This window comes from Nocardiopsis ansamitocini, assembly GCF_030268225.1.
Lineage (GTDB): Bacteria > Actinomycetota > Actinomycetes > Streptosporangiales > Streptosporangiaceae > Nocardiopsis_D > Nocardiopsis_D ansamitocini.
Window position 1 is genome coordinate 495,505 of record NZ_BSQG01000004.1, and the last position, 25,890, is coordinate 521,394.

A 25,890-nucleotide genomic window follows, 5' to 3' on the forward strand; every position below is an offset into this window, starting at 1 on the left:
ACATAAGGTGACTGGACGGTCCGACGAGCGCGTCCTAAGTCCCCGACCGAGCGGCTCGACGAACCTGTGAGGGGTCCCATGATCACCACATCCCACTCCAGCGGCGACGCCCGGGTGCAGGCCCGCTCGGAACTGTCCCGCGGCACCTTCGACCTCCTGGTCATCGGTGGAGGCATCCTCGGCACCGCGGTGACCTGGATGGCCGCCCAGACCGGGCTGCGCGTGGCGATGGTGGACGCCGGGGACTTCGCCGGCGCGACCTCCAGCGCCTCCTCCAAACTGGTGCACGGCGGCCTGCGCTACCTGCAGACCGGCAACATCGGGCTGGTCGCGGAGAACCACCGCGAGCGCCGCTCCCTGGCCGGTGACGTGGCGCCGCACCTGGTCAACCCGATGCCATTCCTGGTACCGGTATACAAGGGCGGCCCGCACGGCGCGGCCAAGCTGGGCGCGGGCGTGTTCCTGTACTCCGCGCTCTCGGCGTTCGGCGACGGCGTCGGGCGGGTGATGTCGCCCCTGCAGGCACGCCGCATGGTGCCCGGCCTGCGCACCGACGGACTGCGCTCGGTGGCCGCCTACCACGACCACCAGATGAACGACAGCCGCGTCGCGGTGATGACGGTACGCGCGGCCGTGGAGGCGGGCGCGGTCGTGCTCAACCACTCCGAGGTCGTCGGGCTGCGCACCACCCGCGGCCGGGTCGGCGGCGCCGACCTGCGCGACCGGCTCGACGGCAGCGAGTTCGGGGTGGACGCACGCCTGGTGCTCAACGCGACCGGCCCCTGGGTGGACCACCTCCGCCGGATGGAGAACCCCGACGCCGCGCCCAGCGTGCGGCTGTCCAAGGGCGCACACCTGGTCGTGAAGACGCCGCGGCCCTGGCGCGCCGCGCTGACCATCCCGGTGGACAAGTACCGCGTGTCCTTCGCCATTCCCTGGGAGGACCACCTCCTGCTGGGCACCACCGACGAGGAATACACCGGCGACCCCGCCGAGGTGGGCGTGGTGCAGAGCGACATCGACCAGATCCTGGGCGAGGCGGGGGTCGGCGTGGAGCCGGCGCTGCTGGACCCCGCGTCAATCGTCTACTCCTTCGCCGGGCTGCGGGTGCTGCCCGGCGGCGCCGGCGGCACCAGCGCGGCCAAGCGCGAGACGGTGGTGACCGAGGGGCGCGGCGGCATGCTCTCGGTGGCCGGCGGCAAGTGGACGACCTACCGGCACATCGGGCGCAGCGTGATCGAGCGGCTGCGCCGGCTGAGCTCGGTCCCCCTTGCCGAGGACATGGCGGCACCGCTGCGGACCGTGCCGCTGCCGGGGGTGGCCCGCCCCGACGCCGTGGTGCACCGGCTGCTGGCCGAGGACGCCCCCGGCGAGCGGATGGACGTGCTCGTCGCGCGGCACCTGGCCTCCCACTACGGGAGCCTGGCGTTGGACCTGGCCGCGCTCGTGCGCGAGGACCCGGCGCTGGGCGAGCGCATCCACCCCGACGGTCCCGACATCTGGGCCCAGGTGGCCTACGCCCGCGACCGCGAGTGGGCGGCCACCGCCGACGACGTGCTGCGCCGGCGCACCACAGTCACGGTGCGCGGCCTGGCCACGCCGCAGGTCCGCGCGGCGACCGAGTCGATGCTGGCGCCGCCCCTCCGCGCGGCCTGACCGCACGGGGCGAGCGCCCCGTCGCGGGAAGCGCGTCCTTCTCCGACGCGCTTCCCGCTTTCTTGCCGGCACCGGGGGCGGGAGGGGAAGCGGGTCAGGTCGTGCGGCCCAGGGCCCCGGCGAGCAGGTGGTGGGTGTCGCTGCCACGGGGGGTGTGGTCGTCGGGACGCCAGTCGTTGGCCGCCGCCACGCCCGGCTCCAGGAGCTCCATCCCGTCGAAGAAACGGGCGATCTGGTCGGCGGTGCGGAACCAGCCGCTGCCCAGGCCCCCCTTGACCAGCGCCGCCTCGACGTCGCGGGCGCGTTCGTCACCGGAGTCGTAGAAGTGCGTGATCATCACGTAGCTGCCGCTGGGGAGGCGGTCGCGGATCTGGGCGGCGATCGCCCAGGGGTCGTCCTCGTCGTCGAGGTGGTGCAGGATCGAGGCCATGAACACCGCGACCGGCTGGTCGAAGTCCAACAGGCGCAGGGTGTCGGGGTGCTCGAAGATGCCGTCGGGGTGGCGCAGGTCGGCCTGGATGACGGTGGTGGTCTGGTTGTCGGCCAGCAGCGCGCGGGCGTGGGCGAGCACGATGGGGTCGTTGTCGACGTAGACGACCCGCACCTCCGGGTCGGTCTCGTGCGCGATCTCGTGGACGTTTCCGGCCGTCGGCAGGCCCGAGCCGATGTCGAGGAACTGCTTGATCCCGTTCTGCACCAGGAACCGGGTGGCGCGCTGGAGCATGAACCGGCTCTCCTTGCCCAGCTGCTTGCCCTGGGGGAAGACCTGCTCGACGGCGGAGGCTGCGGCACGGTCGGCCGGGAAGTTGTCCTTGCCGCCCATGAAGTAGTCGCACACCCGCGCGATGCTGGGGACCTCCCTGTTGACCTCGGGCGGGAGCTTCGTGGGGTCCGGAGCCTGCGTTTTCATCCAGGAGTCGTTACCCATGGCGATCGGGCCTCTCAATGTCCGGGGACGATACCCGCGCAAAGCGGTTGCCCGCATGATATTCCCGCAACGGCAGGGACCAGGCGGTTTTCAACTACCCCCCGGTAACCCACTTCTGTGACCAGGGATTCTTCGGTCGAAGCAGCGAAAAAGGTGCCCGAATCGCAATTCCACGTCTCGAAAGATTTGCGATAAGTCCGTTTTAATCCCGTTTCGAGAACCGCGGAGGTCCTTCTGCCTACTGGAGTTGCTGGGGGCCGCCGGCCTCCAGGGCCGCGCGGACCTTGGCCAGGACCTCTCCCCCGGAGGCTCCCGCGGGATAGACGGCGACCAGCACCGCCCCCTCCGGCCCGGAGGGCCGCGACCGCCCCGAGGCGGCGGCGCGCAGCGAACCGGCCAGTTCCTCCGTCACGAAGGACAGCGCCTCCTCCAACCTCTGCGCGACAGCGGCCCCCGTCTCCCCCGGCGTGCGCAGCCACCCGCGCAGCACATGGTTGTGCGCGGCGATCACCGCGGCTGCCAGCACCTCCGCGGCCAGCAGGGTGCGGGCGTCGGTGTGGCCGCGCGACAGGTGCTGGGTGAACAGCGCCTGGTAGCGCGCCGACATCGCGATCTCGCGGTCGCGCAGGCCCGTATGTGCGCGGACCAGCTGGTAGCGGGCCAGGGCGACATCGGGATCGGTGGTGTAGCCGCGCAGCACCATCCGGGCCGCCGCGCACACGGCCGCCACCGGTTCCTCGCCCGATTCCGTCAGGAGCGCGCCGATTTCCTCCACCAGCTCATCCTGGTCGGCGAAGAGGACGTCGTCCTTGGAGCCGAAACGGCGGAACAGCGTGCTGCGGCTGACCCCCGCGGCTACCGCGATGTCGTCCATGGTGGTGGCCTCGAAACCGTGCTCGGCGAACAGCCGCAGCGCGGCGCCCACCACTCCCCGCGAGTGCGCCGGCCGCGCGGTGTCGCGCCCGCGCCGGGCCGCCGTGTCCGTGTGCCGCTGCATCGTCCCCCGTTTTCCGCGCCCGTACCGGTCGGGACGCCCCGCCGATTGTCCCGCCTGCGCGGCACAACGCCGATATTGAGACTGAGTTTCAATCCTTGATACTCAGTGTCATACTGGGCGCATCGCGATGCAAGGAGACCGGATGAGCGACTTCGACCTGTACCGCCCCAACGACGAGCACGACGCGATCCGCGAGGCCGTCCGCGCCGTCGCCGAGGACAAGATCGCCCCGCACGCCGCCGAGACCGACGAGACCGCGCAGTTCCCGCAACGCGCCTACGACGCACTGCGCGCCAGCGACTTCCACGCCCCGCACGTGGGCGAGGCCTACGGCGGCGCGGGCGCCGACGCCCTGGCCACCTGCATCGTCATCGAGGAGGTCGCGCGGGTCTGCGCCTCCTCATCGCTCATCCCCGCCGTGAACAAGCTCGGCTCGATGCCGCTGATCCTGGCCGGCTCCGAGGACGTCAAGCAGCGCTACCTCACGCCGCTCGCCGCCGGCGAGGCGATGTTCTCCTACGGGCTGTCCGAGCGCGAGGCCGGATCGGACACCGCGAGCATGCGCGCCCGCGCCGTCCGCGACGGCGACGACTGGGTGCTGTCAGGGCAGAAGTCCTGGATCACCAACGCCGGGATCTCGCAGTACTACACGGTGATGGCGGTGACCGACCCCGACGGTGCGCGCGGGCGCAACGTCAGCGCGTTCGTCGTGCACGCCGACGACCCCGGCTTCTCCCTGGGCGAGCCCGAACGCAAACTCGGCATCAAGGGCTCCCCCACCCGCGAGCTCCTGTTCGACAACATGCGCATCCCCGGCGACCGGTTGGTCGGCGAGGTCGGCGAGGGGCTGCGCATCGCGCTGCGCACCCTGGACCACACCCGGGTGACCATCGGCGCCCAGGCCGTCGGCATCGCCCAGGGGGCGCTGGACTACGCGCTGGGCTACGTCAAGGAGCGGCGGCAGTTCGGCAAGGCCGTCGCGGAGTTCCAGGGCGTGCAGTTCATGCTCGCCGACATGGCGATGAAACTGGAGTCGGCCCGCCAGATGGTCTACGTGGCCGCCGCCAAGTCCGAGCGCGGCGACGCCGACCTGTCCTTCTTCGGCGCCGCCGCCAAGTGCCTGGCCTCCGACGTGGCCATGGAGATCACCACCGACGCGGTCCAGCTCCTGGGGGGCGCCGGGTACACCCGCGACTACCCGGTCGAGCGGATGATGCGCGACGCGAAGATCACCCAGATCTACGAGGGCACCAACCAGATCCAGCGCCTGGTGATGGCCCGGCAGCTGCTGAAGTAGCCCTTGGGCGGGTGCCCCGCGGGCCGCGACGCTCTCCTGAGGGGAGGGAGCCCGTGGCCCGCGTGCTGTCGGGGGGGGAAGCCGGCGGCCGTGACCGTGGCCCGTCCTCTGGATCATCGCGGGACGGCACCCCGGTAGTCGGGGGCGGTTGACTGCGTTTCGCGCCGGACGGCGCACTCCGGCCCCCGGTGGACCGGGGTCAGGCGCCGCGGGATGCGAGCCGGGCGAGCGCGGCGGCGCTCGCGCTGCCCGGCTCGGCGGTGTACATCACCAGGCTCAGGCAGGTGCCGGGCAGCAGCAGGGTCTGGCAGTCCAGGTCGAGGTCGCCCAATTCCGGGTGGCACAAGCGTTTGCGCAAGGCGGGCACCGGGCGCACGTGATGGTCGCGCCACCGGGTCGCGAAGTCGGTACTGTGCGCTGCGAACGCGTTGACGAGCTCGCCGAGGACCCGGTCGGCCGGGCTGCGGACGCTCGCCGCGCGCAGTTGGGCGGCCGTCTGCCGGGCGAACCCGTCGTCCTCTGGGGCCGACGACGAGCACAGCGTGCCGTTGAACCGGATGGCCAACCGTACGGTGTTGCGTTCCTCGACGGGCAGCAGCGCGAAGTCGGTGATCAGTTCGACCGCCGCGCTGTTCCAGGCGAGGACGTCGAGTCGCTCGTCGGCCAGGTAGGCGGGGATCGGCCCCAGCCTGTCCAGCAACCGGCGGGCACCCGCGGGAACCGGTGGCCGACCGGCTCCGACCTCCCGCGAAACCTCCTGCCCGGCCAGCCGTACCAGGTAGTCGCGTTCCTCGGCGGTGAGCCGCAGCGCATTGGCCAGCGAGCCCAGCACCTGCGGCGAGGGACGCGGTGCGCGTGCCTGTTCGAGCCGTTCGTAGTAGCTGGTCGACACCCCGGCCAGTGCGGCCACCTCTTCGCGCCGCAGTCCGGGGGTACGCCGCGCGCGTCGGCCCGGAGGATGGACCGCCGCGGTCGGCATGCGGTCCGGACGCAGCGCTTCGCGTCGGCGGCGCAGGAAATCTGCCAGTTCGGCTCTGCTCACCCGGCCAGGATGGCACAGCGGCCCCGGCGCAGCCACGGACCGGTGGTCCGGGGCTAAGCCGTCCGTTCCTCGACGGTGCTCCCGCCCCCAGCCTGGTGTGGTCACACCCGTTCGACACCGGAGGGCCACCGTGCCACGCACACCCGAAGAGGTATTTCGTCGATTGCTGGATCTGCTGCTGGTCAAGGACATGGACGCCATCGCACGTCTGTGGGCGCCGGACGGCACGGCCGAGTTCCCCTTCGCCACGGGGAGCCAACCGCGGCGGCTGGTCGGACGGGAGGCGGTCCGCGGCTACCTGGCCGACTACCCGGAGCTGATGGACGTGCGTGAGATCTCCGCGGTGACGGTGCACCACACGAAACGGCCGGGGACCGTCGCGGTGGAGTTCACGGCGCACGGCCACACGGTGCGCACCGGTGAGCCCTACCGGCTGGACTACATGACGGTGGTCACCACCCGGGACGGTCTGATCACCCACTACCGGGACTACTGGAGCCCGCTGGCCGCCGCTGCTGCGGCCGGGACGCTGCCCGAACTGCTCGACTCGCTTCGTCCGGAGGTCACCCGATGACCGGTGTACTGGTGACCGGCGGTACGGGGAAGACCGGGGGCGCACTGGTGGACCTGCTGCGAGGCGGTGGGGTCCCGGTCCGGGTGGCCAGTCGCACGCCGTCTGCTCACGACCGCGACGCGGTCCGGTTCGACTGGACCGACCCGGCCACCCATCCGGCTGCGCTCCGGGGGGTCGACCGGGTCTTCCTGGTGCCTCCGGTGAACACCGTCGATCCGATGCCGTTGGTCGGGCCGTTCCTGGCCGAGGCGCAACGGCTCGGCGTGCGTCGGGTGGTACTGCTCGGTTCCGCCATCGTATTGCCCAACGCTCCCGGCGCGGTGGAGATGGCCGCGCAGGTGCGGGCCCGGCCCGGGTGGGTCGTGCTGCGCGCCTCCGGCTTCATGCAGAACTTCCTGGCCCCGCACCCATTGGGCGAGCGGATACGGCGGCACGGCGAGATCCGCACCGCTGCCGGGGACGGCCGGCTGGGCTGGATCGACGCGCGGGACATCTCGGCCGCCGCCTTCGCGCTGCTGGCCGGCTCCGGAACCGCCTCCGACGACCAACGCGACCACCTGCTCACCGGGCCGAAGGCACTGAGCTACACGGAGGCTGCCTCGATCATCACTGCCCGCACCGGATGGCCGGTCCGGGTGACGCCGATCCGCACCGACGAGCAGGCGGCCCATTACCGGTCCGCAGGTATGCCCGCCGAGTTCGCCACCGCCCTGGCCACTGTGGAGGACGGCGTCAGGGCGGGCCGCGAGGACCGGGTCAGCACTGCGGTACTGGATCTGACCGGCCGCCCGCCCCGCGCTTTCGCCGAGTTCGTCCAGGACCACGCGTCCGAGTGGGCCCATGGCGAGGGGACCGCCGACCGCTGAGTCCTTTGCGCCCCCGGAAGAGACCGGAGAAGTCGGACGTCGCCCACCGGGACGCCCGCCGGGTGCGGGGAGGGGGTTCTCGACCTGATCGGATGCCGGCCCTGAGGGCCTGGACGCCCCGGCACCGTATCGGCGTTCGCACGGGCGTGTCGGGGGCGGCCCCTCAGGGGGTCGCCCCCGACGCCTGCCCGCAAGCAGCCGAGCACCGCAAAGTGTTCGTCGGAGGCCCGGACGAACGGCGGCGCACCGTATGGCTGCGTGCTCTTCGGGCTTCGCGCGGACCGGAGTGGAAAGAGAACTCCCACATCCCACGCCCCCTCCAGCCCCAGACGAATCAGAACTAATTAATTCGAACTTTCTTCACTCGCGTCCATCCTGGCCGGATAACCGCCCTCATTCTGGATATCTCCCAATTCCCTCTGGACGGGATGCGGGTCAGTGAATATGATCTCACGGTGCAGTCGAAACAACTTCAACTGCGCCAGGGCGGACATCGAACCATGGGGGCAAGGCTGGCTTTTCTCCGCAAAGGCCGAATTCTCTTCGCGGTTTTCCGGCGGCCCGCCCCGCTCGCGAATTCCAACCGTCGGCAGCAGATGCCAATTCCAGGGAAAGCGCTCCAGGAGCCATTCGATGAAACCCCGACGGTTTCTCTGCTGGGAGGGTGCGTTGCATTATGTGGTCTGATCCCGGGGAAGTGGTGGCCGTGGACGCCCGGAGGGAGGAGTTCACGAGGTCGGGCTATCTCGTCCTCCCCGAAATGGTGCCCCGAGCCCTGATCGACCGGCTCGTTCCGGAGGTGGACCGCTGGGTGGACGACGGGCTGCGCGCCCGCTCCATAGCGTGCTGCACGGACACGGTGCAGGTGAGCGCACCTCCGGTGATGGAGTTGGAACTGCCCGCCCATGGCGCGCTGCTGACCCATCCGCCACTGATGGACGTGCTGGCGCAGCTCATCGGCTCGTCGTTCGTCTTCCATCACCTGCATAGCGATCGGCACGACGCGGGACGCGGGGGCAAGCCCTGGCATCACGACCGTGAGCCCAACGCCAGCGCCGACCCGTCGTTGACGATGGTGCACGCGCTGCATTATCTGGGCGGCCTGGACGAGACGGTGGACAGCCTGGTGGTGCTGCCGGGCTCCCATCATGAGAGCGCCTCCAAGGATTCCCGGACGCATTTGGGTACCAGCGAGTTACCGGACGAGATAATCATCGACCGCCTGCCCCCCGGGTCGACCGTGCTGATCAATTCAGGGCTTTTCCATGCGCGTCGACCCGCGCCTCCGGTCAGCGATCGCTTCCGTTATTTCGTCGACGCCTCCTACTGCCAGACGGGAACGCAGTGGCGGCCCGCGAAACCGTACTGGCGCCATATGCTCTCCCGGGCGCGGTCGCTGGGTCTTGATGGTGGACGATGGCCAGAGCTCTTCGCGGAGCGCCATTTCACCGAGTACACGCAGACGGCCTGAGGGGAACATCACTCGTGGAGATTCTGGAGCGCGTCGCCTTCTCCGACGTTCGACTCGACTACCTGAACGAGCATCCGGCCGAACGGGACCACGCGGGGAACACCAACCAATCCGGGGAGGAGAACCTCTGGCGTGCCGAGAAGCTGCTGGGGGTCTGGTGGCGGGTCCGGCTCTCCCGCCCGGAAGTCCTCTCCGTCGTCCTTCCGTGGCACACCGCCGAGGGAGGGGAGTTCGAGCTGATTCCTCCCTCCGGCCTGACGGTCGGGCAGGTGGCGGCCCGGGTGCGGGCGTTCTCCACCGATATCGAGAAGGCCAACCCGGTCTGCACGGCCAAGATGCGCGTGCTCGGTCAGGCACCCATCACACCGGTGCACCTGAGCACCCTGGCGGTCGACCACATCGACTACGCGGGTTTGCCGTGCAGGGAAGGGCTCATCCACCTCGACGGCCTGCACCGGATGCTGGCCTGGGAGCTGACGGGAAGGCTGGCAAACGGCCCCGGGCTGGAAGTACTGATCGCCGGCGACCCCGAGGGTCCGACCGGTCCCCATACGGCCGAAGGGCCGGACGGGGGATCGTCGGGGTCGACGGGGGATGAGCGGGAGTGACCCAACCGGCGAGAACCCTTCCGCAGGCGCTGGCGCGGGCCGCTCGGCTCCGACCGGACCAGACGGCCCTGACCGACCACGACCGTGCCTACGACTACCGCTCCCTCGCCCGGTCGGCCGACCAGGTCGCCGTCCGTCTCAGGGACCAGGGCGTACGCGCCGGGGACCGGGTCGCCCTGCTCGGCCCACGGGACGCCCGCCTGCTCGTCCTGCTGCACGGTGTTCTGCGGGCGGGGGCCACGGTGGTGGCGACCGACGCGCAGTGGAGCGCCGCCGACCTGGGTTCCAGGCTCCGGTCGGTCGGAGCCCGCCACGCCGTGTGCTCCGAGGAACCGCCGCACGAGCTCCCGGGGCTGCGCGCCGAGGTCGTGGACGTCGACGCCCTCGCGCCCGACGACTCGCCCGTAGCGCTGGGCTTCGAGACGCCGGGCGCGGGCGACACGGCCTATCTCTCCTTCACGTCGGGCTCCACGGGCAGGCCCAAGGCGGTCGCCATCACCCACGCCAACACGCTGCACTACGCGCTGGGGGTGCGCGAACGGCTCGGGCTCGGTGGGGCGGACGCGCCGCGCATCGCCCACCTCACCACCCTGGCGGCCGACCTCGGTCACACCTGTTGGCTGTTGGCCCTGGTCACCGCAGGCTCGGTGCACGTCGTTCCCGAGGACTGCAGGAGGGACGCCGAGGCGTTGTGGGCATCGCTGCGAGACGCCCGCGTCTCGATGCTGAAGACCACCCCGTCGCACATGGCCGCGCTGTTGGAGGAGCGCCCCGATTCCAGCCCTGCTCTGGACACGGTGATCCTGGGCGGCGAACCCCTGCCGCGCCTGCTCGCCGAGCGGCTGCTCACCAAGGGGGTGGGCCGCCGGCTGGTGAACCATTACGGCCCCACCGAGACGACCATCGGCGCCACCTGCTTCATTGCTTCGTCGGTGGAGGACCTTCCCGGCGACGAGGAGAGCGTGCCGATCGGCACGGCGATCGGCGCGGCCCGTCCGCGCCTGCTGGACGGCGAGGGGAACCCGGTCGCCGACGGCTCGGACGGCGAACTGTACATCGGCGGCCCAGGGGTCGGCCTCGGTTACTTCGACTGTCCGGCCGAGACGGCCCGTGGCTTCGTCCGACATGCCGGCGACCGGGTCTACCGCACCGGTGACCTGTGCCGCCGCCGCCCGGACGGCGACCTCGTCTTCCTCGGCCGGGCCGATCGGCAGGTCAAGGTGCGGGGTTTTCGCGTGGACCCGGCCGGAGTGGAACGTGTCATCGGCGGGTGCCCCGGAGTGGTCCAGGGAGTGGTCGTGGCGCGGGACGCTCCGGGCGGCACCACGCTGCTGGCCGCCGTACGCACGGCGGAGGGGCACGACTCCGACGCCACCGTGCAGGTACTCCGCGCCCACCTGCGCGACCGGCTGCCGGAGTACTCGGTGCCCGCCCCGATCGTCGTCCTCGCGGAGTTCCCGGTCGACGCCAACGGGAAACTCGACCGGCCCCGCCTGGAGGCCGCGGTGGACCGGGTCGTGCGGGCCTCGGCCGGGCCCGCCGACGGCGGACGGGCCGCGGCGGAGCCGTCGCACACCTGCCTGACGAGGACGATCGGCGAGCTCTGGGCGGAGGCGCTGGGCCTGCCCGCGGTCGATCCGGACGCGGACGTGCTGCACCTGGGCGGTGACTCGCTGCTGGCCATGCGGACCATCGCGTACCTGCGCCGCGAGGGGCACCGGGTGAGCTTCGACGACTTCTACCGCAATCCGACTCCCGCACGTCTGGCGGCAGCCGCAGCGGCCACGACCGCTCCCCGGCAGGCCGTGGCGGCACCCGTCGTCGCCCGGCACGACCGGCTCGCCCCGGCACAGCGGTGGCTGTCGAGCCGCGGCATCGACGACCCCCGGCACTGGAACCAGTCCGTCCTGCTGCGCTGCGGTCGCCGCGTACGGGCCAAGGCCCTGTCGGCCGCCGTCACCGCCGTCCTGGAACGCCACCCGGCCCTGCGCCGGCCGATCGGCCCGGACGGCCCGGGAGCCGCCAGACCGGCACCCGGCCTGGACGCCGTGTCGTTCTCCCGGATCGAGGCGGCAGGGCCGGAACCGATCTGCGAAACGATCACCAGGACCTGCACCGAACTGCATCGCAGCCTCGACCCGCCCTCCGGCCGGCTGCTCCGCGTCCACCTGTTCTCGGGCGCCCCGTCGACGCAGGACCGCCTGGCACTGATCGCCCACCACCTGGTGGTCGACGGCCTGTCCTGGCGCATCCTCCTGGAGGACCTGGCCCACGCCTACCGCACGGCGCTGTCGGGCGAACAGCCCGTCCTGCCCCTGACCGCCGACTTCTACCAATGGGCCGCCGGGCTGCCCCCCGCGCCGGCGCCGCCCGCACGCACCGCTTCGCCGCTGCCGGTGGACGACCCGGTGGGACCGGTCGAACCCGCCGCCCTGACCTGGGCCCTGGACCGGCGCGGGACCCAACGGCTGATCAGCGGGCACGGCGGCGCGCACGGCCTGGAAGCACTGCTGCTGTCGGCGTTCGCCGACGCCACGTGCCGCTGGAGCGAGCAGCCCTGGGTGGAGGTGGAGGTGGAGACCCACGGCCGCGACACATCGGGCAGCTCGCCCCACCTCGACACCGTCGGCTGGTTCACCGCGGTGAAGCGGGTACGCCTCGACGGCCTCCACGGATCGGACGTGCCCGTCCCCGCCCGTGTGCGGGAGGCCGAGAACCGGGTGCGCGCGGCCCCCGAACTGCCGATGGACGCGGCGGGGCAATCCCCTGAGGCCGCGTTCAACTTCCTCGGCACGTTCCGGCTGCCCGACGAACCGTCCCTGGCCTGGACGCCGGCGGACGAACAGGCGGGGACGGCGCGCTGCCGCAGCGGCGACACCCTGTACCGGCTCCGGCTGACCGCCCGTGTGGTGGACGGCAGACTGGTCACCGACCTGGTGTACGCGTGGCCCCGGACGGCGCACGCCGGCGCGCTCGACGTGATGTCCGGGTTCTCCCGCGCCGTGGCGTCCGCCGCCCGGACCGCCGCGCCCCCGCCGGTCAGGGCGCCGTCGACGACGTCGGGGCAGATCCTGCACACCGGGCGCCACCCCGCCCCCGGGCGGGTGCGCGTCGGGCGTGAACCGGTGGACGTCCTGTTGACCGGCGCCACCGGTTACGTCGGCGGCCACCTCCTCACCGCCCTCGTCGACCGGGGCGCCCGCGTCACGTGCCTGGTGCGCGGGGAGCGCGACATGGACGCCGCGGCCAGGCTCGACATTCCGCGCGGCGCCGTCGACACCGTCGCCGGCGACATCAACCGCGAAGGGCTCGGCCTGTCCGCGCACGGGCTGGCCCATGCCCGCCGGGCCGACATCGTCGTCCACGCGGCGGCGGACGTCCGGCTGGTGGCCTCGCCGGCCGAACTGGAGCGGACCAACCACACCGCGGTCCGGCGCCTGTTGGCCTGGATCGACACCGAGACCCGCGCGGCGACGCTGCACCACCTCTCCACTCTCGCCGTCGCGGGAACCGTCGGCGGTGGTCCCCGGCGGTTCAGTGAGGCCGACCTCCGCATCGGCCAGAACTTCACCACCCCCTACGAGCGGGTGAAGCTGGCCGCGGAGGAGACCGTCCGCGCCTGGGCGGCGTCGGGCCGCCGCTGCTGTATCCACCGCAGCGGCCACATCGCCGCGCACAGCCGGACAGGTGCCTTCCAGCACAACATCGCCGACAACCGCGTCTACCAACTGGTCCGCGGCTACGTACAGGCCGGCGCCGCGCCCAGCAGGCCCGCCGAGACCTTCGCGTTCTCCTACGCCGACACCGTGGCCGCCGGTATCGCCGCGCTCGCCACCCACCCGTATACGGCCCCCGGCGTCTACCACGTGGAGACCCCGTACTCGGTCCCCCACGACGACCTGGTCCGCTGGATGACCGATCACGGCTACCCGATCGCCCTGACCGACGGCCCGACCTTCGCAGCGGCGCTGGCCCGCGCCGAACGCGAGAACCCCGAAACAGCCCGGCTGACGGCCGCGTGGTCCCATGCCGCGCGGCGCAACGTCGAGATCGACTGCTCCTACACCACCGCCGCCCTCGAACGCCTCGGCGTCCGCTTCACCCCTCCCACCCCCGCCTGGTGGTCCCGATGCCTGGACTGGGCGCAAAGCACGGGATTCCTGCCGACGGCCGTGTCCTGCGCCCGGCCGGTCTGAGCGTCTTCGCGCCCTCCCGTCGCAGCAACGAAGGGAAAACCCGTGTCCCAGCTCTCCCCCGTGCTCACCCAGGCCACCCCGGTGGTGGCCGTCCGCGGCGAAGGCGTGTACCTCTTCGACGCCGAAGGACGCCGCTACCTCGACTTCACCGCCGGTGTCGGGGTGACCGGCACCGGCCACTGCCACCCCAGGGTCGTCGAAGCCGCCCAACGGCAGGCGGGCCGGCTCATCCACGGCCAGTACACCACCGTGTTGCACCAGCCGCTGCTCGATCTCACCGAACGGCTCGGGACCGTACTGCCCGAGGGCCTGGACTCCGTGTTCTACCTCAACTCCGGCAGTGAGGCAGTGGAGGCGGCCGTGCGTCTCGCCCGCCACGCCACCGGCCGGCAGAACGTGATCGTGTTCGACGGGTCGTTCCACGGGCGCACCATGGGGGCGGCGGCCCTCACCACCGCCGGCACCCGCTTCCGCGACGGCATCGGCCCCCTGATGCCCGGCGTGGCCGTGGCCCCGTTCCCCTACGCGTTCAGGCTCGGGCTGGACGCGGAGGCCGCCGTGGAGCATGCGCTGCGCGGCCTGGACCATGTCCTCGCCACGGTGAGCTCCCCCGGAGAGACCGCCGCGCTGTTCGTCGAGCCGGTCCTGGGAGAGGGCGGCTACGTGCCCGCGCCTCCCGGCTTCCTCGCCGGCCTGCGGGAGAGGGCCGACCGGCACGGCATGCTCCTCGTCCTCGACGAGGTGCAGACCGGCTTCGGCAGGACGGGGCGGTTCTGGGCCCACCAGCACGGCAGCGGCACCGTGCCCGACATCCTCATCACCGCCAAGGGCCTGGCCAGCGGATTCCCGCTGTCGGCGATCGCCGCGCCCACCGCGTTGATGCGCAAGGCACGGCCCGGCTCCCAGGGCGGCACCTACGGCGCCAATCCGGTGGCCTGCGCGGCCGCCGTCGCCACCCTCGACGTCATCAGGGACGAGCGCCTGGTCGACAACGCCGCGGCACAGGGCGAACTGCTTCTGCGCGGCCTGCGGGAGGCCGCCGCCGGCGTCCCGGCCATCGCCGATGTGCGCGGCCTCGGACTCATGGCGGCCTGCGAGTTCCAGCGTCCCGACGGCTCACCCGACCCCGCGACGGCCCGACGCGCCCAGCAGGCCGCCGCGGAACTGGGCCTGCTGCTCCTCACCTGCGGGGTGCACCAGAGTGTCGTGCGCATGATCCCGGCGCTCGTGGTGGACAGTGACCAGATCGGCGAGGCCCTCTCCCTGTGGTCCAAGGCCGTGACCTCGGCCACGGCCTGAGCGCAGCCCCCGAGCAGACCGTCCGTTCCCGTGCCGGAAAGGTTCACCCATGTCCGACGACACCCTCACCGACGTCAGCTGGGACAGCGACTACCTCGAATCCCACCGCGAGCTGTGGTCCCTGCCGCTGACCGACACCGACCGCGACGCCCTGTGGCGCGACGCGTCCGCCGGGGAGTGGGGCCCGGCCGACTCCGCGCGCCGCGGCCTCCGCTCCTTCGCACTCACCAGCCTGAGGACCGTCGGCTTCGTCCACGTCCGCAACCTCGTGGACGCCTCCGCACCCGAGGACGCCATCGTGTCCGCGCTGTCGTTCCTTCTCCGGGACTTCGGCCAGGTCATCCCGCAAAACGCCCAGGGCGACCTCACCCAGGTCCTGCGGGACCGCGACGGCGACGGCGCCACCGAGCTCGGCTTCCACTGCGACACCTGCGACCTCCTGGTGCTCCTGTGCCTCCAGCCCGCAATCCGCGGCGGCGGCATGACCAAGCTGGCCAGCGCCCGCCGTGTCCACGACATCATCGGACGCGAACAGCCCCGGGCCCTGGCCGCCCTGCGCGAGGACTGGACGTTCGACAGGACCGGCCGCGCGGGACAGCAACTGATCGTCTCCCCGATCCTCTTCACCCAGCCCGACGGGGCCATCGGCTGCTACTACCAGACCCGCACCGTCCGCGCCTCCGCGGAACGCAGCGCCACGCCCGTGACCGCCCGCCACTGGGAGGCCCTCGACGTCCTCGACGAGGTCCTCTACCGGCCCGAGATCGCCTTCGGCCTGCGGTTGGAGGCCGGCGAACTCCTCGTCATCCGCAACAGCAGGGTGCTGCACGGACGGTCGCCCTACACCGACGTCCCGGGCCCCGCCTCCCGTCGCGTACTGCGCCTCTGGATGAACACGGAGGCCCTGTGACCACCGCACACCGGCCCGCCGGCCGGGTCGCCCTCGTCACCGGCGGCGGCAGCGGCCTGGGCCGGGCCTGCGCCTTGGCCCTGGCCCGCGAGGACTGGTCGCTGGTCCTGGTGGGACGCCGCGAGGAAGCCCTGGCCGAGACCGCCGCGCAGTGCGCCGCGCCCCCCGGCCGGGTGCTCGCCGTCCCCACCGACATCACCGACCCCCAGCAGGTCGGGGCGCTCTTCGACGCCGTCCGCAACCGTTTCGGCCGCCTCGACCTGCTGGTCAACAACGCCGGCGCGCCCGCTCCCCGGCTGCCTCCCGAGGACGTCGCGTACGAGGACTGGAGCCGGGTGCTGGACACCATCGTCACCGGCGCCTTCCTCTGCTCCCAGCAGGCGTTTCGGATCATGCGGGACCAGGACCCGCAGGGCGGGCGCATCATCAACAACGGCGCACCCTCCGCGCACACGCCGCGCCCCTGCTCCACCGCCTACACCGCGGCCAAGCACGCCCTCCTCGGCCTGACCCGCTCCCTGTCCCTGGACGGACGCCGCCACCGGATCGCCTGCGGCCAGATCGACGTCGGCAACGTCGCCCCGCCGGACGGCAGTCCGCAGCCCCCGGCGTTGCAGGCCGACGGCAGCAGGGCCGTCGAGGCGACCCTGCCCGTCGAACGCTTCACCGAAGCCCTGGTGCTGATGGCCTCCATGCCGCTGGACACCAACGTCCAATCCCTCACGGTGCTGCCCACGACCATGCCGTTCGTCGGCAGGGGCTGATCCCATGCTGGTCAGCGCCCGCTCCTACGACGAATACCGCGCCATGTTCGCGCTGACCGACGAGGACCTCTCCCAGCGCGTGCTGGACTGCCCGGGCGGGGCGGCCGACTTCACCGCCGTCGCCTCCGCCCGGGGCGGCGACGCCCTCGCCGTCGACCCCCAGTACGCCCTCGGTCGGGACCTCGGCCCCCTCGTCCTGCGCGAGATCCAGTACAAACACGCCGACCTCGCGGCCACGGCCGACGCACACGTCTGGACCTGGTTCGGTGACGCCGACCGCTATACCCGCCTGCGTCTTCGATCCGCGCGGACCTTCAGCGCCGACCTCGCCACCCGTCCGGAACGTTACCTCGCCGCCGCCCTGCCCTCCCTGCCCTTCGCCGACCGTTCCTTCGACCTCGTCCTCAGCTCGCACCTGCTGTTCTCCTACGGGGCCACCCTCGACGAGGCGTTCCACCTCGCCGCCCTCCTCGAACTCGCCAGGGTGGCCCGCAAGCAGGTCCGGCTCTTCCCCGTCGTACTGCACACCAGCAACCGGCCCTACCCCGCACTCGACAGGCTCAGGCAGCGCCTCCACGACTCCACCATCCCCACCCGCCTGGAACCGGTCGGATACGAGTTCCAGCCGGGCGGCAACCAGGTCCTCATACTCGACTGCACCCACCACGACCCCCTTCCGGGCACGACCGCCGCCATACACACACCCCACCTGATCGATCCGACCCGATGGAGGCACCTGGAAACGCCCCGCTCCACCCCGTCATGACCCGGACCCGCACAGGCGGCCCCTCCCGAACGGCTCCGGAAGGAGGCGCACCTCATGAGGAATGGTGGGGCAAGGCCAACCAGGGGCTTCCCCCATCACCGGGAAACGGTTCCGATGCGCCCGTGTATCCGGGGGCCGGGCCTCCTCCTTGTCCTGGTTCGCCGCGGACTGCTCAGACCACGGCGGCCAACGCATCGGACGTCTCGGGGCCGGCGCAGGCATGGGCGCGCTCGAAGTGATCGAGGTAGGGGCGGGCCAACGGCCAATCGTCTTGGTCGTCGTGCGGGGTGCGGGTGGGACAGGGCTCCAGGGACCAACCCCCGCGTGTGCGGGGAGCACGAAGTCCTGTGTGTTGAGCGAGTGGATGCCTGAGACCAACCCCCGCGTGTGCGGGGAGCACGAAGTCCTGTGTGTTGAGCGAGTGGATGCCTGAGACCAACCCCCGCGTGTGCGGGGAGCACCCACTGGCAAAGGGCGACTGCCTGGTTCTGGGGGACCAACCCCCGCGTGTGCGGGGAAGCACCACATCGAGTTCGGCGCGCGGGAGATGGCGGCGGACCAACCCCCGCGTGTGCGGGGAGCACGGACAGGTCCCGGGCAAGGGCCTGGGCCTGAAGGACCAACCCCCGCGTGTGCGGGGAGCACGCAACGCCCCGGACTGCTCGGAGGGGTGCTGGGGACCAACCCCCGCGTGTGCGGGGAGCACCTGGTGGCCCGTCAGTGGTCGCGGATGCTGGCGTGACCAACCCCCGCGTGTGCGGGGAGCACTCCAGCCGGTCGCGGCCGCCCGAACGGGTGGAGGACCAACCCCCGCGTGTGCGGGGAGCACCGGTGGAGCCCAGAGACTTCCCCACCAAGGACGGACCAACCCCCGCGTGTGCGGGGAGCACTGAGTAGAGGCTGACCTAGTCGATGGCGGGGTGGACCAACCCCCGCGTGTGCGGGGAGCACGGTACGTGATGGAGGGCTGCGGCCTGTTCCGGGGACCAACCCCCGCGTGTGCGGGGAGCACTTGAGGGCGTCGAGGTCCTTCGCGGCGCTCGCGGACCAACCCCCGCGTGTGCGGGGAGCACTACTCCCGGCAGTACGCCACCAACAAGGGCGCGGACCAACCCCCGCGTGTGCGGGGAGCACGGTGGGTGATTGCCCAGACACGGACTCCGTCGAGACCAACCCCCGCGTGTGCGGGGAGCACGGGGTGACGATTCGGGGGTCGGTCTGGGCGACCGACCAACCCCCGCGTGTGCGGGGAGCACGCGATCTGCGCGTCGCGCCCGGCCACGATCATCGACCAACCCCCGCGTGTGCGGGGAGCACTTCCGGTAAAGTCGCCCGCCCTTTGATTATCATGACCAACCCCCGCGTGTGCGGGGAGCACGGCGTCCTCGGCTGCGCCTGCCACGTCGCCCAGGACCAACCCCCGCGTGTGCGGGGAGCACTGTATGAGACGAACGGGGTCACGGCTGTGGCCGGACCAACCCCCGCGTGTGCGGGGAGCACACGTTTCAGGTATGACTGTGCGTGACATAGCGGGACCAACCCCCGCGTGTGCGGGGAGCACCGGCGTTTCCATTTCGTCGGGCGAACTTCTCGTGACCAACCCCCGCGTGTGCGGGGAGCACGGCCCCGACAGGCGTCGCGCGGCCGAAGGCGCGGACCAACCCCCGCGTGTGCGGGGAGCACGGTGGTCGCCGCGCCGTACTGATGGGGCGCGGAGACCAACCCCCGCGTGTGCGGGGAGCACCTCAAGCGCTCGCGTACCAGCGGTCACATCCAGGACCAACCCCCGCGTGTGCGGGGAGCACCGCACGCGGGGATGGACCTTCGTCAGTAGTCGGGACCAACCCCCGCGTGTGCGGGGAGCACCCACCTGCTACCACAAGTGCGATCCGCGACCAGGACCAACCCCCGCGTGTGCGGGGAGCACGCGGGGTCGTCGCTCAGGGGAATGCCGGTGCGGGACCAACCCCCGCGTGTGCGGGGAGCACAAGATCGCTGAGGTGGGGTGCAGAAAGGACGCGGACCAACCCCCGCGTGTGCGGGGAGCACCTCCCCGGCCGGGCACGGTGACCACCGAGAGAGGACCAACCCCCGCGTGTGCGGGGAGCACGCATATGCTCCTGATCCCCCGATGGACATCGGGGACCAACCCCCGCGTGTGCGGGGAGCACGCCAGGTCGGTGCCGGCCAGCACGTGGATCCCGGACCAACCCCCGCGTGTGCGGGGAGCACGGGTTGAGGACCCGCTCGGGGTGGCCCGACAGGGACCAACCCCCGCGTGTGCGGGGAGCACCGTCTGGGTGCGCCCGTCCAGGGTGAGGGTTCCGACCAACCCCCGCGTGTGCGGGGAGCACCAGGTCGGCGACGCCCACGGCGAGGCGGGGGCGGACCAACCCCCGCGTGTGCGGGGAGCACCTTGGTGGCAGCAGTCACCGTAGAATCGCGAGGGACCAACCCCCGCGTGTGCGGGGAGCACCCGAGGGGTCCGACAGGGGTCCGGCGGGGTCTGGACCAACCCCCGCGTGTGCGGGGAGCACAGCTGGCCAGGAGACTGGAGGAGGTCCAGCGCAGACCAACCCCCGCGTGTGCGGGGAGCACCCTTCGCGACCTGCAGCAACGCAAGCCGTTATAGATTTTTAATCTTAGGGATTTCGAATAAAATAGACCTAAATGGTTCAAATTTACCGGTTTCACCGAAGCACTTCACCACAGCGCCTTGAACGAGCATCCCGCCCCTCCTACGCAGCTTGAACACTGCTGGCCATTCCATCCCACTTTGAGTATCGACGAACCAGCCCAGCCCTTCCACCCCTTCAACGTTTCGACTCACAGGGCACTCCCTCACGACTTGGCACAACCATTGAAGATGCCCCCGCATCGCCAAAACGAGCAAAATATGACATTTGACCACCCAGGGGGAGAGTGAGTTCCTCGGAAGCTATCGAAGTTAGGATCGAGAGCGCTAGCAACTTCCTCGCACGCGCGAGGGTGGGCCAAGCCGCTGCTGATTGACGCGGCCAGCCGATAGCACAGCTCCCTGCACGCGCGGGGGTTAAATCAGCGGAGTGACCGAATCTGGCATTTAGCGAACAGTCGATGCTGATTGATGTAATTTACTTGCCATGTCCTTTCGCCGCTCCCTCCAGAGAGCCACCGCCCGCACTGCCGCCCCCCAACGTGGCAACGACCGGCCTCGGGCGTTGGGCGTGGTGTGGGGCAAGTCCGAAGGACTTCCAGCCCCGTATCCCCTGATCGCGCACCTTCTCGACGCCGCCGCCATGATCGTGGCACTGGGTAGTGACAATTTCCGGATGGGCTTCGGTGGAGCGTCCAAAGCACTGGGGCGACAGGAGCTTCTGTGCCTGGCCCTGTTGGCGGCGCTACATGACCTCGGCAAGGCCATCACCGGCTTTGCCGCCAGGGACAAAACGGCCTGGTTGGCCATGTGGAAGGGGAAACCTCCTTTTTCCGAAGGTTTCTCGCGGGCGCACACCGCCCCGGGACACGCCAGCGCCATACAGGACGGCTGGATCGCGCAGATGGTCGCCGCAGGTCCAGCTGTTAAGACCGTCATCGAATACGTGGGGCTGGTGGTCGGTTCCCACCACGGCAAGGTCCCAGGACTGATGAACACGACCGACGCGCTCACGGCCCTGGCCGCCAGCGGTGACGCGCAGGCCGACTGGGTGTGGGTGCGCTCAGAGATCGCACACACCGTATGGCAGGCGTTGGGCAGCCCGATGTTCTCGGCGGATGAGGACGAACGCTCAAGTCGCGCCCTGGCGGTGGCGGGGGCCTGCGGGATGGTGCAGTGGGCCGACTGGATCGTTTCCCAGGAGTCCTACATCCAGCGCCGCATGGAGCATCTGCCCGGGCCACGGGGGTGGACGGTCGAGGCCGCCCGAGCGTTCTTCGAGTCGGGAATCGAGGCAGCGGCCGCCGAACTCAAACGCATCGGTGTACGGCCGTTGAAGCTGCAGAAGCAGACGTTCGTTGAGCGCTTCGGTTTTGAGCCGCGCGGGGTGCAGCTTTCCCTGCGACAGGAGCTGGCACCCATGATCACCGGGCCTGGTCTGCTGGTCATCACCGACCGTACGGGTGCGGGCAAGACCCAAGCCTCCTTGGATGCCTTCTCCATGATGCGCGAGCGGCTCAACGAAGAAAGAGGGCTGTTGTTCGTCTTGCCGACGATGGCCACCACCGACGCGATGTTCGGGCGGGTCGTGAAAGACATGCGGCGGACTCTGGGCGAGGATGCCACGGTTGAGCTCCTGCATTCCATGGCCAGTTTCTCCGAAGAGGCCGCCCGGCTGTTGGAGAGAAGACCCGGTACTGCCGAGGCCGTGGGTGGAGCCGCGATGGACAAAGCGGTGATCGAGTCCGACTGTGAGCGGGGCAGCCCTTACCGGTCGAAGTGGATGTCGCAAGGGGCGCGGCGTCTGCACGCCACGGTCGGGGTGTGCACTATCGACCAACTGCTCGCGATCTCCCTGCCTTCGCGTTTCCAACCGCTGCGCATGGCCGGTCTGCGCGACAAGGTCGTCGTGATCGACGAGGCCCACACCTGTGACGCCTACTCCCAGAGCCTGCTGCGGCGCACACTCATGTGGCTGGGGGCCATCGGGGTTCCGGTGATCGTGCTCTCGGCGACGCTGCCCGACAAGTTGACGCGATCTCTTCGTGACTCCTATGACGTGGGTGCCGCTTGTTGGCGGCGTATCAACGGTCTGGGCACGGTGGAGCAGTCGGGGCATGAGCAGCGGGCTCCTTACCCCGGCTGGCTCTACTACGACGCCCGGTCGGCGCGTACCCAGGTACGGCACTCTCCCGTGGGTGAGGTCGCCCAGCTCTCGTTTCGCCTGCACGCAATGGAACTCGCTGAGCGCGATCTGGCCAAGCGGGGGGTGCAGATGGCGGAGCGTTGCCGAAGTGTTCTGGACGCGATTTTCGCGCCTGGGGGGCAGGGAAACGCGTTGATCGTGGTCAACACGGTCACTGCGGCCCAGGCGCTGGCGGTGCGGTTGCGCGCGCAAGCCCCGGCCGATTGCCGGGTGGAGCTGCTGCACGCACGTTTTCCTGTGGGAGAGCGCGGTCGGCGCACGGACCGGCTGGAGCAGCAATTCGGCAAACCCGGCTCGCGGGACTCCGAGCAGCGTCTGGCGCGGCCACGCCGCTCGATCCTGGTGGCGACATCGGTTGTCGAGCAGTCCTTGGATTGGGACTTCGACGTGGTGATCAGCGAGCTGGCGCCGATGTCGCTGCTCTTCCAGCGCGCGGGCCGTGCCCACCGCCACCGCTCTGGCGGCCAGATTCCGCGTGCGTGGCGTCAGTGGTCGGTGCACGTGTTGGCGGGGATCGAGCAGGGGCTCCCGGTGGAGGCCGTCCCTTACCCTCTCGACGAGCTCATGGCCACGTGGGAAGCCCTTGAGGAACGCACGGGCAACGGGCTGGAAGCAGCTGCGGGCCTTCCTGGTCGTCTGGTCGAGGTTCCCACCGGTGTGCAGGAACTGGTGGAGCGGGCCACTCGCGACCAGTTGTGGCTGTGTTCGGAGGATGAGCGTTTCGCCGAGGCGGCGATGGCGTGCTGGAGCGAGGCCACGGTGCAGGCCGGGCAAGGCGAGCAGGTCGTCATCCCCCGCCCCGATCTTCGGGTCAAGGATCTTCACAAGCTGACCAGTGCTTCTGAGGACGTCGAAACGATCCTCACCACACGGCTGGGTGCTGACAGCGTGCGGCTGCTGCCGGTGTGGACCAAGGACGACCAAATGTTTTTGGATGCCGACTGCACGCTGCCGATGCCTCAGGTCCCAGAAGAAGAGGACGAGGAGAAGCCCGGTCGTAAGAAAAAGCGCAAGCGGGTCGACCAGGAGATCGTGTGGAGCATCGTCAAGCACACCATCTCCGCGCGTTCGGCCTTTTGGCACGAGGAAGCCCGATCGCCTTCTCCCGGTTGGTTCGACAGAGACCCCGCTCTGGAGCGCGTGGTCACCGTCGAGTTCGAACGCACAGCGACCGACCACCGCATCGCCGACACCGATGTCACCATCACCGGCCACGCTCCGGTTCACCCGATCAGCGCCTACCGGGTGTTGCTCTCGGAGGATCTGGGCCTGTTCGCCGCGTTCTCACGCCGCTACCGCTAGCAAAGGCACCCCTCTTGGACGACTACGACTACAGCCTGCGCCATTGCCCATGGCTGCCTCGCCGCCACTTCAACAGGGACACCGTGGAAGGAGGTTTGCAGTCCCTTTTCACCACGGCCCAGCACACGATCGACATCGTGGCACCCACCCCTCCGGCTTATGGGGCCGTGTGGCTGGTACTGACCACGCTGACGTATCGCATCACCGGCCTGGACCGACAAGACACCCCGCAGGAGTGGGAGAAGCGCCGCGACGCCTGGTATCGCCATGGCACCTTCACGTCCGTCCCCCCTGAGCTGCGCGACTCCGCCGGCGGTGCGGCGGAGAGCAACCCGGTCGAGGAATACTTCGAGCGCTACGCCGATGCTTTCTTCCTCTTCGGGGACAAGCCCTTCCTGCAGGATCGACGCCTTGCCGCTGAGTGCAAGCAGACCTCGGGGGTCAACAAGTTCGTGTTGGGCCGCCCCACCGGTGTCAACTCGGCCACGTGGTGGACACGCCACCACAAGGACAAACAGACCCCGATTCCCCCTGCGGAGGCCATCTGGTGGTTGCTGGTGCAGTGGTACTACGGTGCTGCCGGCCAGATCACCGCACGCGAGGTCGACGGCAAGTCCTCTTCCTCATCACGGTCAGGCATGCTGCGCGGGAGCATGGTCTACATCCCGCGCGGCAAGACCTTGTTCGAGAGCCTTTTGCGATCTCTGGTGCCTCCGGGAGAAGCCGCACCCGACCCGGGTGTGGCGGCGTTCGCCGACGAGTGCCCCTGGGAGTGGGAGGCCTGGCCCTCCCCCGGGCGGCCCGCTCTACAGCCGGGTGGGATGTGTGCGCTGTTGAGCGCGGTGCACAACCATTCGATGCTGCTGGTACGCGACGACAACGGCGATGTCGCCGATGTCTATCGCACGTGGGCCTACCGCAACCCGTGGCCCGCGCTCAAGAAGATCCCGTTTTTGAGTTACGAGCATTCCAAAGGCAACACCCGCAAGGCCAATCCCTCCCGCGCACTCTGGCGTGAACTCGACGCGCTTCTCCCCAGCGCGCGCAACAACGCGCAACCGAGCCGCGACGGCTATCTCCCTCCCGCGTTCCTGGCCGAACGGCCAGACGAAGGCATCGGGATCGCAGGTCTTACCGCGGTGGCCTTCCACCAGGATCCCAAAACCGTGGACTACGCCTGGTGGCTCTCCCAGACCCCTGTGGCTTTGGCTGAGTTCCTCACCGCGGCTGACGAGAACGAGCGGGCGATGGTGGCCGCCGAGATCCAACAGCTGCTGCAGACCTTCGACACCGAGGCGTGGCTCCTGCGTAGCGCGCTGCGCAGCGCCTGGCGCAATGGTGTTCGCAGCGGCCCCAAGGAGAAACTCCTCGAAGCATGGCCCAACCGCGCCACCCCGCTGTTTTGGAAGCGCGCCGAAAACCTCTTCTACGGGCTTTTGTCCGGTGACCAGAGCACCGCCCCTGCTGGGGACGGTAGCCAGGGCCAGCACAGGGGCCAGCGTGCGATTCGCGCACTGACCTGTGAGATCTACGACGAGGTCACCGACCTCGTCGTGCACGCCGAGACCGCCACATCAGCTGATTACCTCCTGCGTCGCGCGGTGATCCGCCACCGCCCCCGCCTCAACCAGACCGCTCATCGAAAGTGAATCCATGACCACACCACTTGCCGATACGCGTTATCGGCTGAGCGAACAGACTCTGCGTGACTTCGCCAAGGAGTTCACCGAGCTGGCGGCCTTCAACGCCTCAGCCCGCGGCGATCTGCGCACTGCGGTGCGTGCTGATCGCACCGACGCTGTTCGCGCTCAGCGCTACCTGATCAGTTGGATGCACGACGAGTTGGGCGGTCTTCCCTCACCCCACGTGCAGGCGTCGCTGTACACCACGGCCGGTCTCATCGCGCATTTCCACAGTGCCCCGACCCTGCTCGAACGCTATGAGCGGCACCTGGAGCAAGAGAAAGAAAAGGAGGAGAAGAACGAGGAGGAGGGAGGGTTTCCTGCGTGGGTTCCCCGCCTGGACCTGGGACTGGCCCTGGGCGAGGTGCAACGCGCCCAGGAAGCCCGCCGCTCTGAGAGGCCCTCCTCGGAATCCGCCGGCCTCTCCCCCATGGAGAAGAGGCTGCAACACCTGTGCCGCTGCGACGACGAGCGGCTACGCCGGTACCTCTTCTCGGCGCTCTCCTACCTGAACTCCGCCGGCGCGGTCCTTCCTGCGTGGTGGCAGCTGGCAGACGATCTTCGCTTCCGCGTCTACCAGCGCAACAAAGTCGCCCTGTACTGGCAGCAGTCCTTCATTTTCGCGCCCCCATGGCGCCGATGACCACACCACCGGTTTCCACCGGCGAGCACACCACCACCTCTTCATTCA

General features: G+C 70.2%; 17 protein-coding genes and 1 CRISPR repeat array. Of the genes, 14 read left to right on the forward strand and 3 right to left on the reverse strand.

All coding sequences use genetic code 11. The annotated features are described in order from the left end of the window. Positions 1–78: 78 nt before the first annotated feature. Positions 79–1,656, forward strand: coding sequence for a glycerol-3-phosphate dehydrogenase/oxidase (locus QSJ59_RS14690; protein ID WP_285760094.1), 1,578 nt, complete (start codon positions 79–81; stop codon positions 1,654–1,656). Between the two features lie 94 nt (positions 1,657–1,750). Here the strand turns inward: QSJ59_RS14690 and QSJ59_RS14695 are convergent, their stop codons facing one another. Both QSJ59_RS14695 and QSJ59_RS14700 read right to left on the reverse strand, forming a co-directional pair. Then, positions 1,751–2,566, reverse strand: a complete 816-nt coding sequence (locus tag QSJ59_RS14695) for an SAM-dependent methyltransferase (protein WP_285760095.1) — start codon at positions 2,564–2,566, stop codon at positions 1,751–1,753. A gap of 256 nt (positions 2,567–2,822) precedes the next feature. Continuing rightward, entirely contained in the window at positions 2,823–3,581 is a 759-nt protein-coding gene (locus QSJ59_RS14700; RefSeq protein WP_285760096.1) for a TetR/AcrR family transcriptional regulator, read from the reverse strand. 142 nt (positions 3,582–3,723) lie between these two features. Here QSJ59_RS14700 and QSJ59_RS14705 point away from each other — a divergent pair, with 142 nt between their 5' ends. After that, a complete protein-coding gene (locus tag QSJ59_RS14705) occupies positions 3,724–4,878 on the forward strand; it encodes an acyl-CoA dehydrogenase family protein (RefSeq protein ID WP_285760097.1) in 1,155 nt (384 codons plus the stop codon). Between the two features lie 199 nt (positions 4,879–5,077). Here QSJ59_RS14705 and QSJ59_RS14710 read toward each other — a convergent pair whose 3' ends face one another. Then, positions 5,078–5,920, reverse strand: coding sequence for a helix-turn-helix transcriptional regulator (locus QSJ59_RS14710; protein WP_285760098.1), 843 nt, complete (start codon positions 5,918–5,920; stop codon positions 5,078–5,080). Positions 5,921–6,050: 130 nt separating this feature from the next. Here QSJ59_RS14710 and QSJ59_RS14715 point away from each other — a divergent pair, with 130 nt between their 5' ends. The 12 genes from QSJ59_RS14715 to QSJ59_RS14770 all read left to right on the forward strand — a co-directional run bounded on the left by QSJ59_RS14715 (position 6,051) and on the right by QSJ59_RS14770 (position 25,842). Beyond that, entirely contained in the window at positions 6,051–6,494 is a 444-nt protein-coding gene (locus QSJ59_RS14715) for a nuclear transport factor 2 family protein (protein WP_285760099.1), read from the forward strand. Further along, positions 6,491–7,360 carry an NAD(P)H-binding protein gene (locus tag QSJ59_RS14720; protein ID WP_285760100.1) on the forward strand — a complete coding sequence of 290 codons (870 nt, stop codon included), beginning with the start codon at positions 6,491–6,493 and terminating at the stop codon, positions 7,358–7,360. The genes QSJ59_RS14715 and QSJ59_RS14720 overlap by 4 nt, the downstream gene beginning before the upstream one ends. A gap of 676 nt (positions 7,361–8,036) precedes the next feature. Then, a complete protein-coding gene (locus tag QSJ59_RS14725; RefSeq protein ID WP_285760101.1) occupies positions 8,037–8,831 on the forward strand; it encodes a phytanoyl-CoA dioxygenase family protein in 795 nt (264 codons plus the stop codon). Between the two features lie 14 nt (positions 8,832–8,845). Then, positions 8,846–9,439, forward strand: coding sequence for a DUF6309 family protein (locus QSJ59_RS14730; RefSeq protein WP_285760102.1), 594 nt, complete (start codon positions 8,846–8,848; stop codon positions 9,437–9,439). After that, complete coding sequence (locus QSJ59_RS14735; protein ID WP_285760103.1) at positions 9,436–13,635, forward strand: amino acid adenylation domain-containing protein; 4,200 nt, start codon at positions 9,436–9,438, stop codon at positions 13,633–13,635. The genes QSJ59_RS14730 and QSJ59_RS14735 overlap by 4 nt, the downstream gene beginning before the upstream one ends. A 42-nt stretch (positions 13,636–13,677) precedes the next feature. Further along, entirely contained in the window at positions 13,678–14,934 is a 1,257-nt protein-coding gene (locus tag QSJ59_RS14740; RefSeq protein ID WP_285760104.1) for an aspartate aminotransferase family protein, read from the forward strand. Between the two features lie 49 nt (positions 14,935–14,983). Then, on the forward strand, positions 14,984–15,844 hold the full coding sequence (locus tag QSJ59_RS14745) for a TauD/TfdA family dioxygenase (RefSeq protein WP_285760105.1): 861 nt from the start codon (positions 14,984–14,986) through the stop codon (positions 15,842–15,844). Next, complete coding sequence (locus QSJ59_RS14750) at positions 15,841–16,608, forward strand: SDR family oxidoreductase (RefSeq protein ID WP_285760106.1); 768 nt, start codon at positions 15,841–15,843, stop codon at positions 16,606–16,608. Before QSJ59_RS14745 ends, QSJ59_RS14750 begins: the two co-directional genes overlap by 4 nt. 4 nt (positions 16,609–16,612) lie before the next feature. Further along, on the forward strand, positions 16,613–17,374 hold the full coding sequence (locus tag QSJ59_RS14755) for a class I SAM-dependent methyltransferase (protein WP_285760107.1): 762 nt from the start codon (positions 16,613–16,615) through the stop codon (positions 17,372–17,374). Positions 17,375–17,685: 311 nt separating this feature from the next. Continuing rightward, positions 17,686–19,972: a CRISPR direct-repeat array (repeat unit 28 nt; unit sequence GACCAACCCCCGCGTGTGCGGGGAGCAC). Positions 19,973–20,496: 524 nt separating this feature from the next. Further along, complete coding sequence (gene cas3 / locus QSJ59_RS14760) at positions 20,497–23,517, forward strand: CRISPR-associated helicase Cas3' (RefSeq protein ID WP_285760108.1); 3,021 nt, start codon at positions 20,497–20,499, stop codon at positions 23,515–23,517. Between the two features lie 14 nt (positions 23,518–23,531). Continuing rightward, positions 23,532–25,166 (forward strand): type I-E CRISPR-associated protein Cse1/CasA, encoded by a 1,635-nt coding sequence (casA, locus tag QSJ59_RS14765; RefSeq protein WP_285760109.1) that lies wholly within the window; start codon positions 23,532–23,534, stop codon positions 25,164–25,166. 4 nt (positions 25,167–25,170) lie between these two features. Then, positions 25,171–25,842: a type I-E CRISPR-associated protein Cse2/CasB gene (locus QSJ59_RS14770; RefSeq protein ID WP_285760110.1), complete on the forward strand. Its 672-nt coding sequence runs from the start codon at positions 25,171–25,173 to the stop codon at positions 25,840–25,842. The last annotated feature ends 48 nt before the right edge of the window (positions 25,843–25,890 follow it).

Coding starts and splice junctions, on each gene's coding strand:
- QSJ59_RS14755 (WP_285760107.1), top strand. CDS start 16,613: ATGCTGGTCAGCGCCCGCTCCTACGACGAATACCGCGCCATGTTCGCG.
- QSJ59_RS14705 (WP_285760097.1), top strand. CDS start 3,724: ATGAGCGACTTCGACCTGTACCGCCCCAACGACGAGCACGACGCGATC.
- QSJ59_RS14690 (WP_285760094.1), top strand. CDS start 79: ATGATCACCACATCCCACTCCAGCGGCGACGCCCGGGTGCAGGCCCGC.
- QSJ59_RS14700 (WP_285760096.1), bottom strand. CDS start 3,581: ATGCAGCGGCACACGGACACGGCGGCCCGGCGCGGGCGCGACACCGCG.
- QSJ59_RS14770 (WP_285760110.1), top strand. CDS start 25,171: ATGACCACACCACTTGCCGATACGCGTTATCGGCTGAGCGAACAGACT.
- QSJ59_RS14745 (WP_285760105.1), top strand. CDS start 14,984: ATGTCCGACGACACCCTCACCGACGTCAGCTGGGACAGCGACTACCTC.
- QSJ59_RS14725 (WP_285760101.1), top strand. CDS start 8,037: ATGTGGTCTGATCCCGGGGAAGTGGTGGCCGTGGACGCCCGGAGGGAG.
- QSJ59_RS14720 (WP_285760100.1), top strand. CDS start 6,491: ATGACCGGTGTACTGGTGACCGGCGGTACGGGGAAGACCGGGGGCGCA.
- QSJ59_RS14695 (WP_285760095.1), bottom strand. CDS start 2,566: ATGAAAACGCAGGCTCCGGACCCCACGAAGCTCCCGCCCGAGGTCAAC.
- cas3 (WP_285760108.1), top strand. CDS start 20,497: ATGTCCTTTCGCCGCTCCCTCCAGAGAGCCACCGCCCGCACTGCCGCC.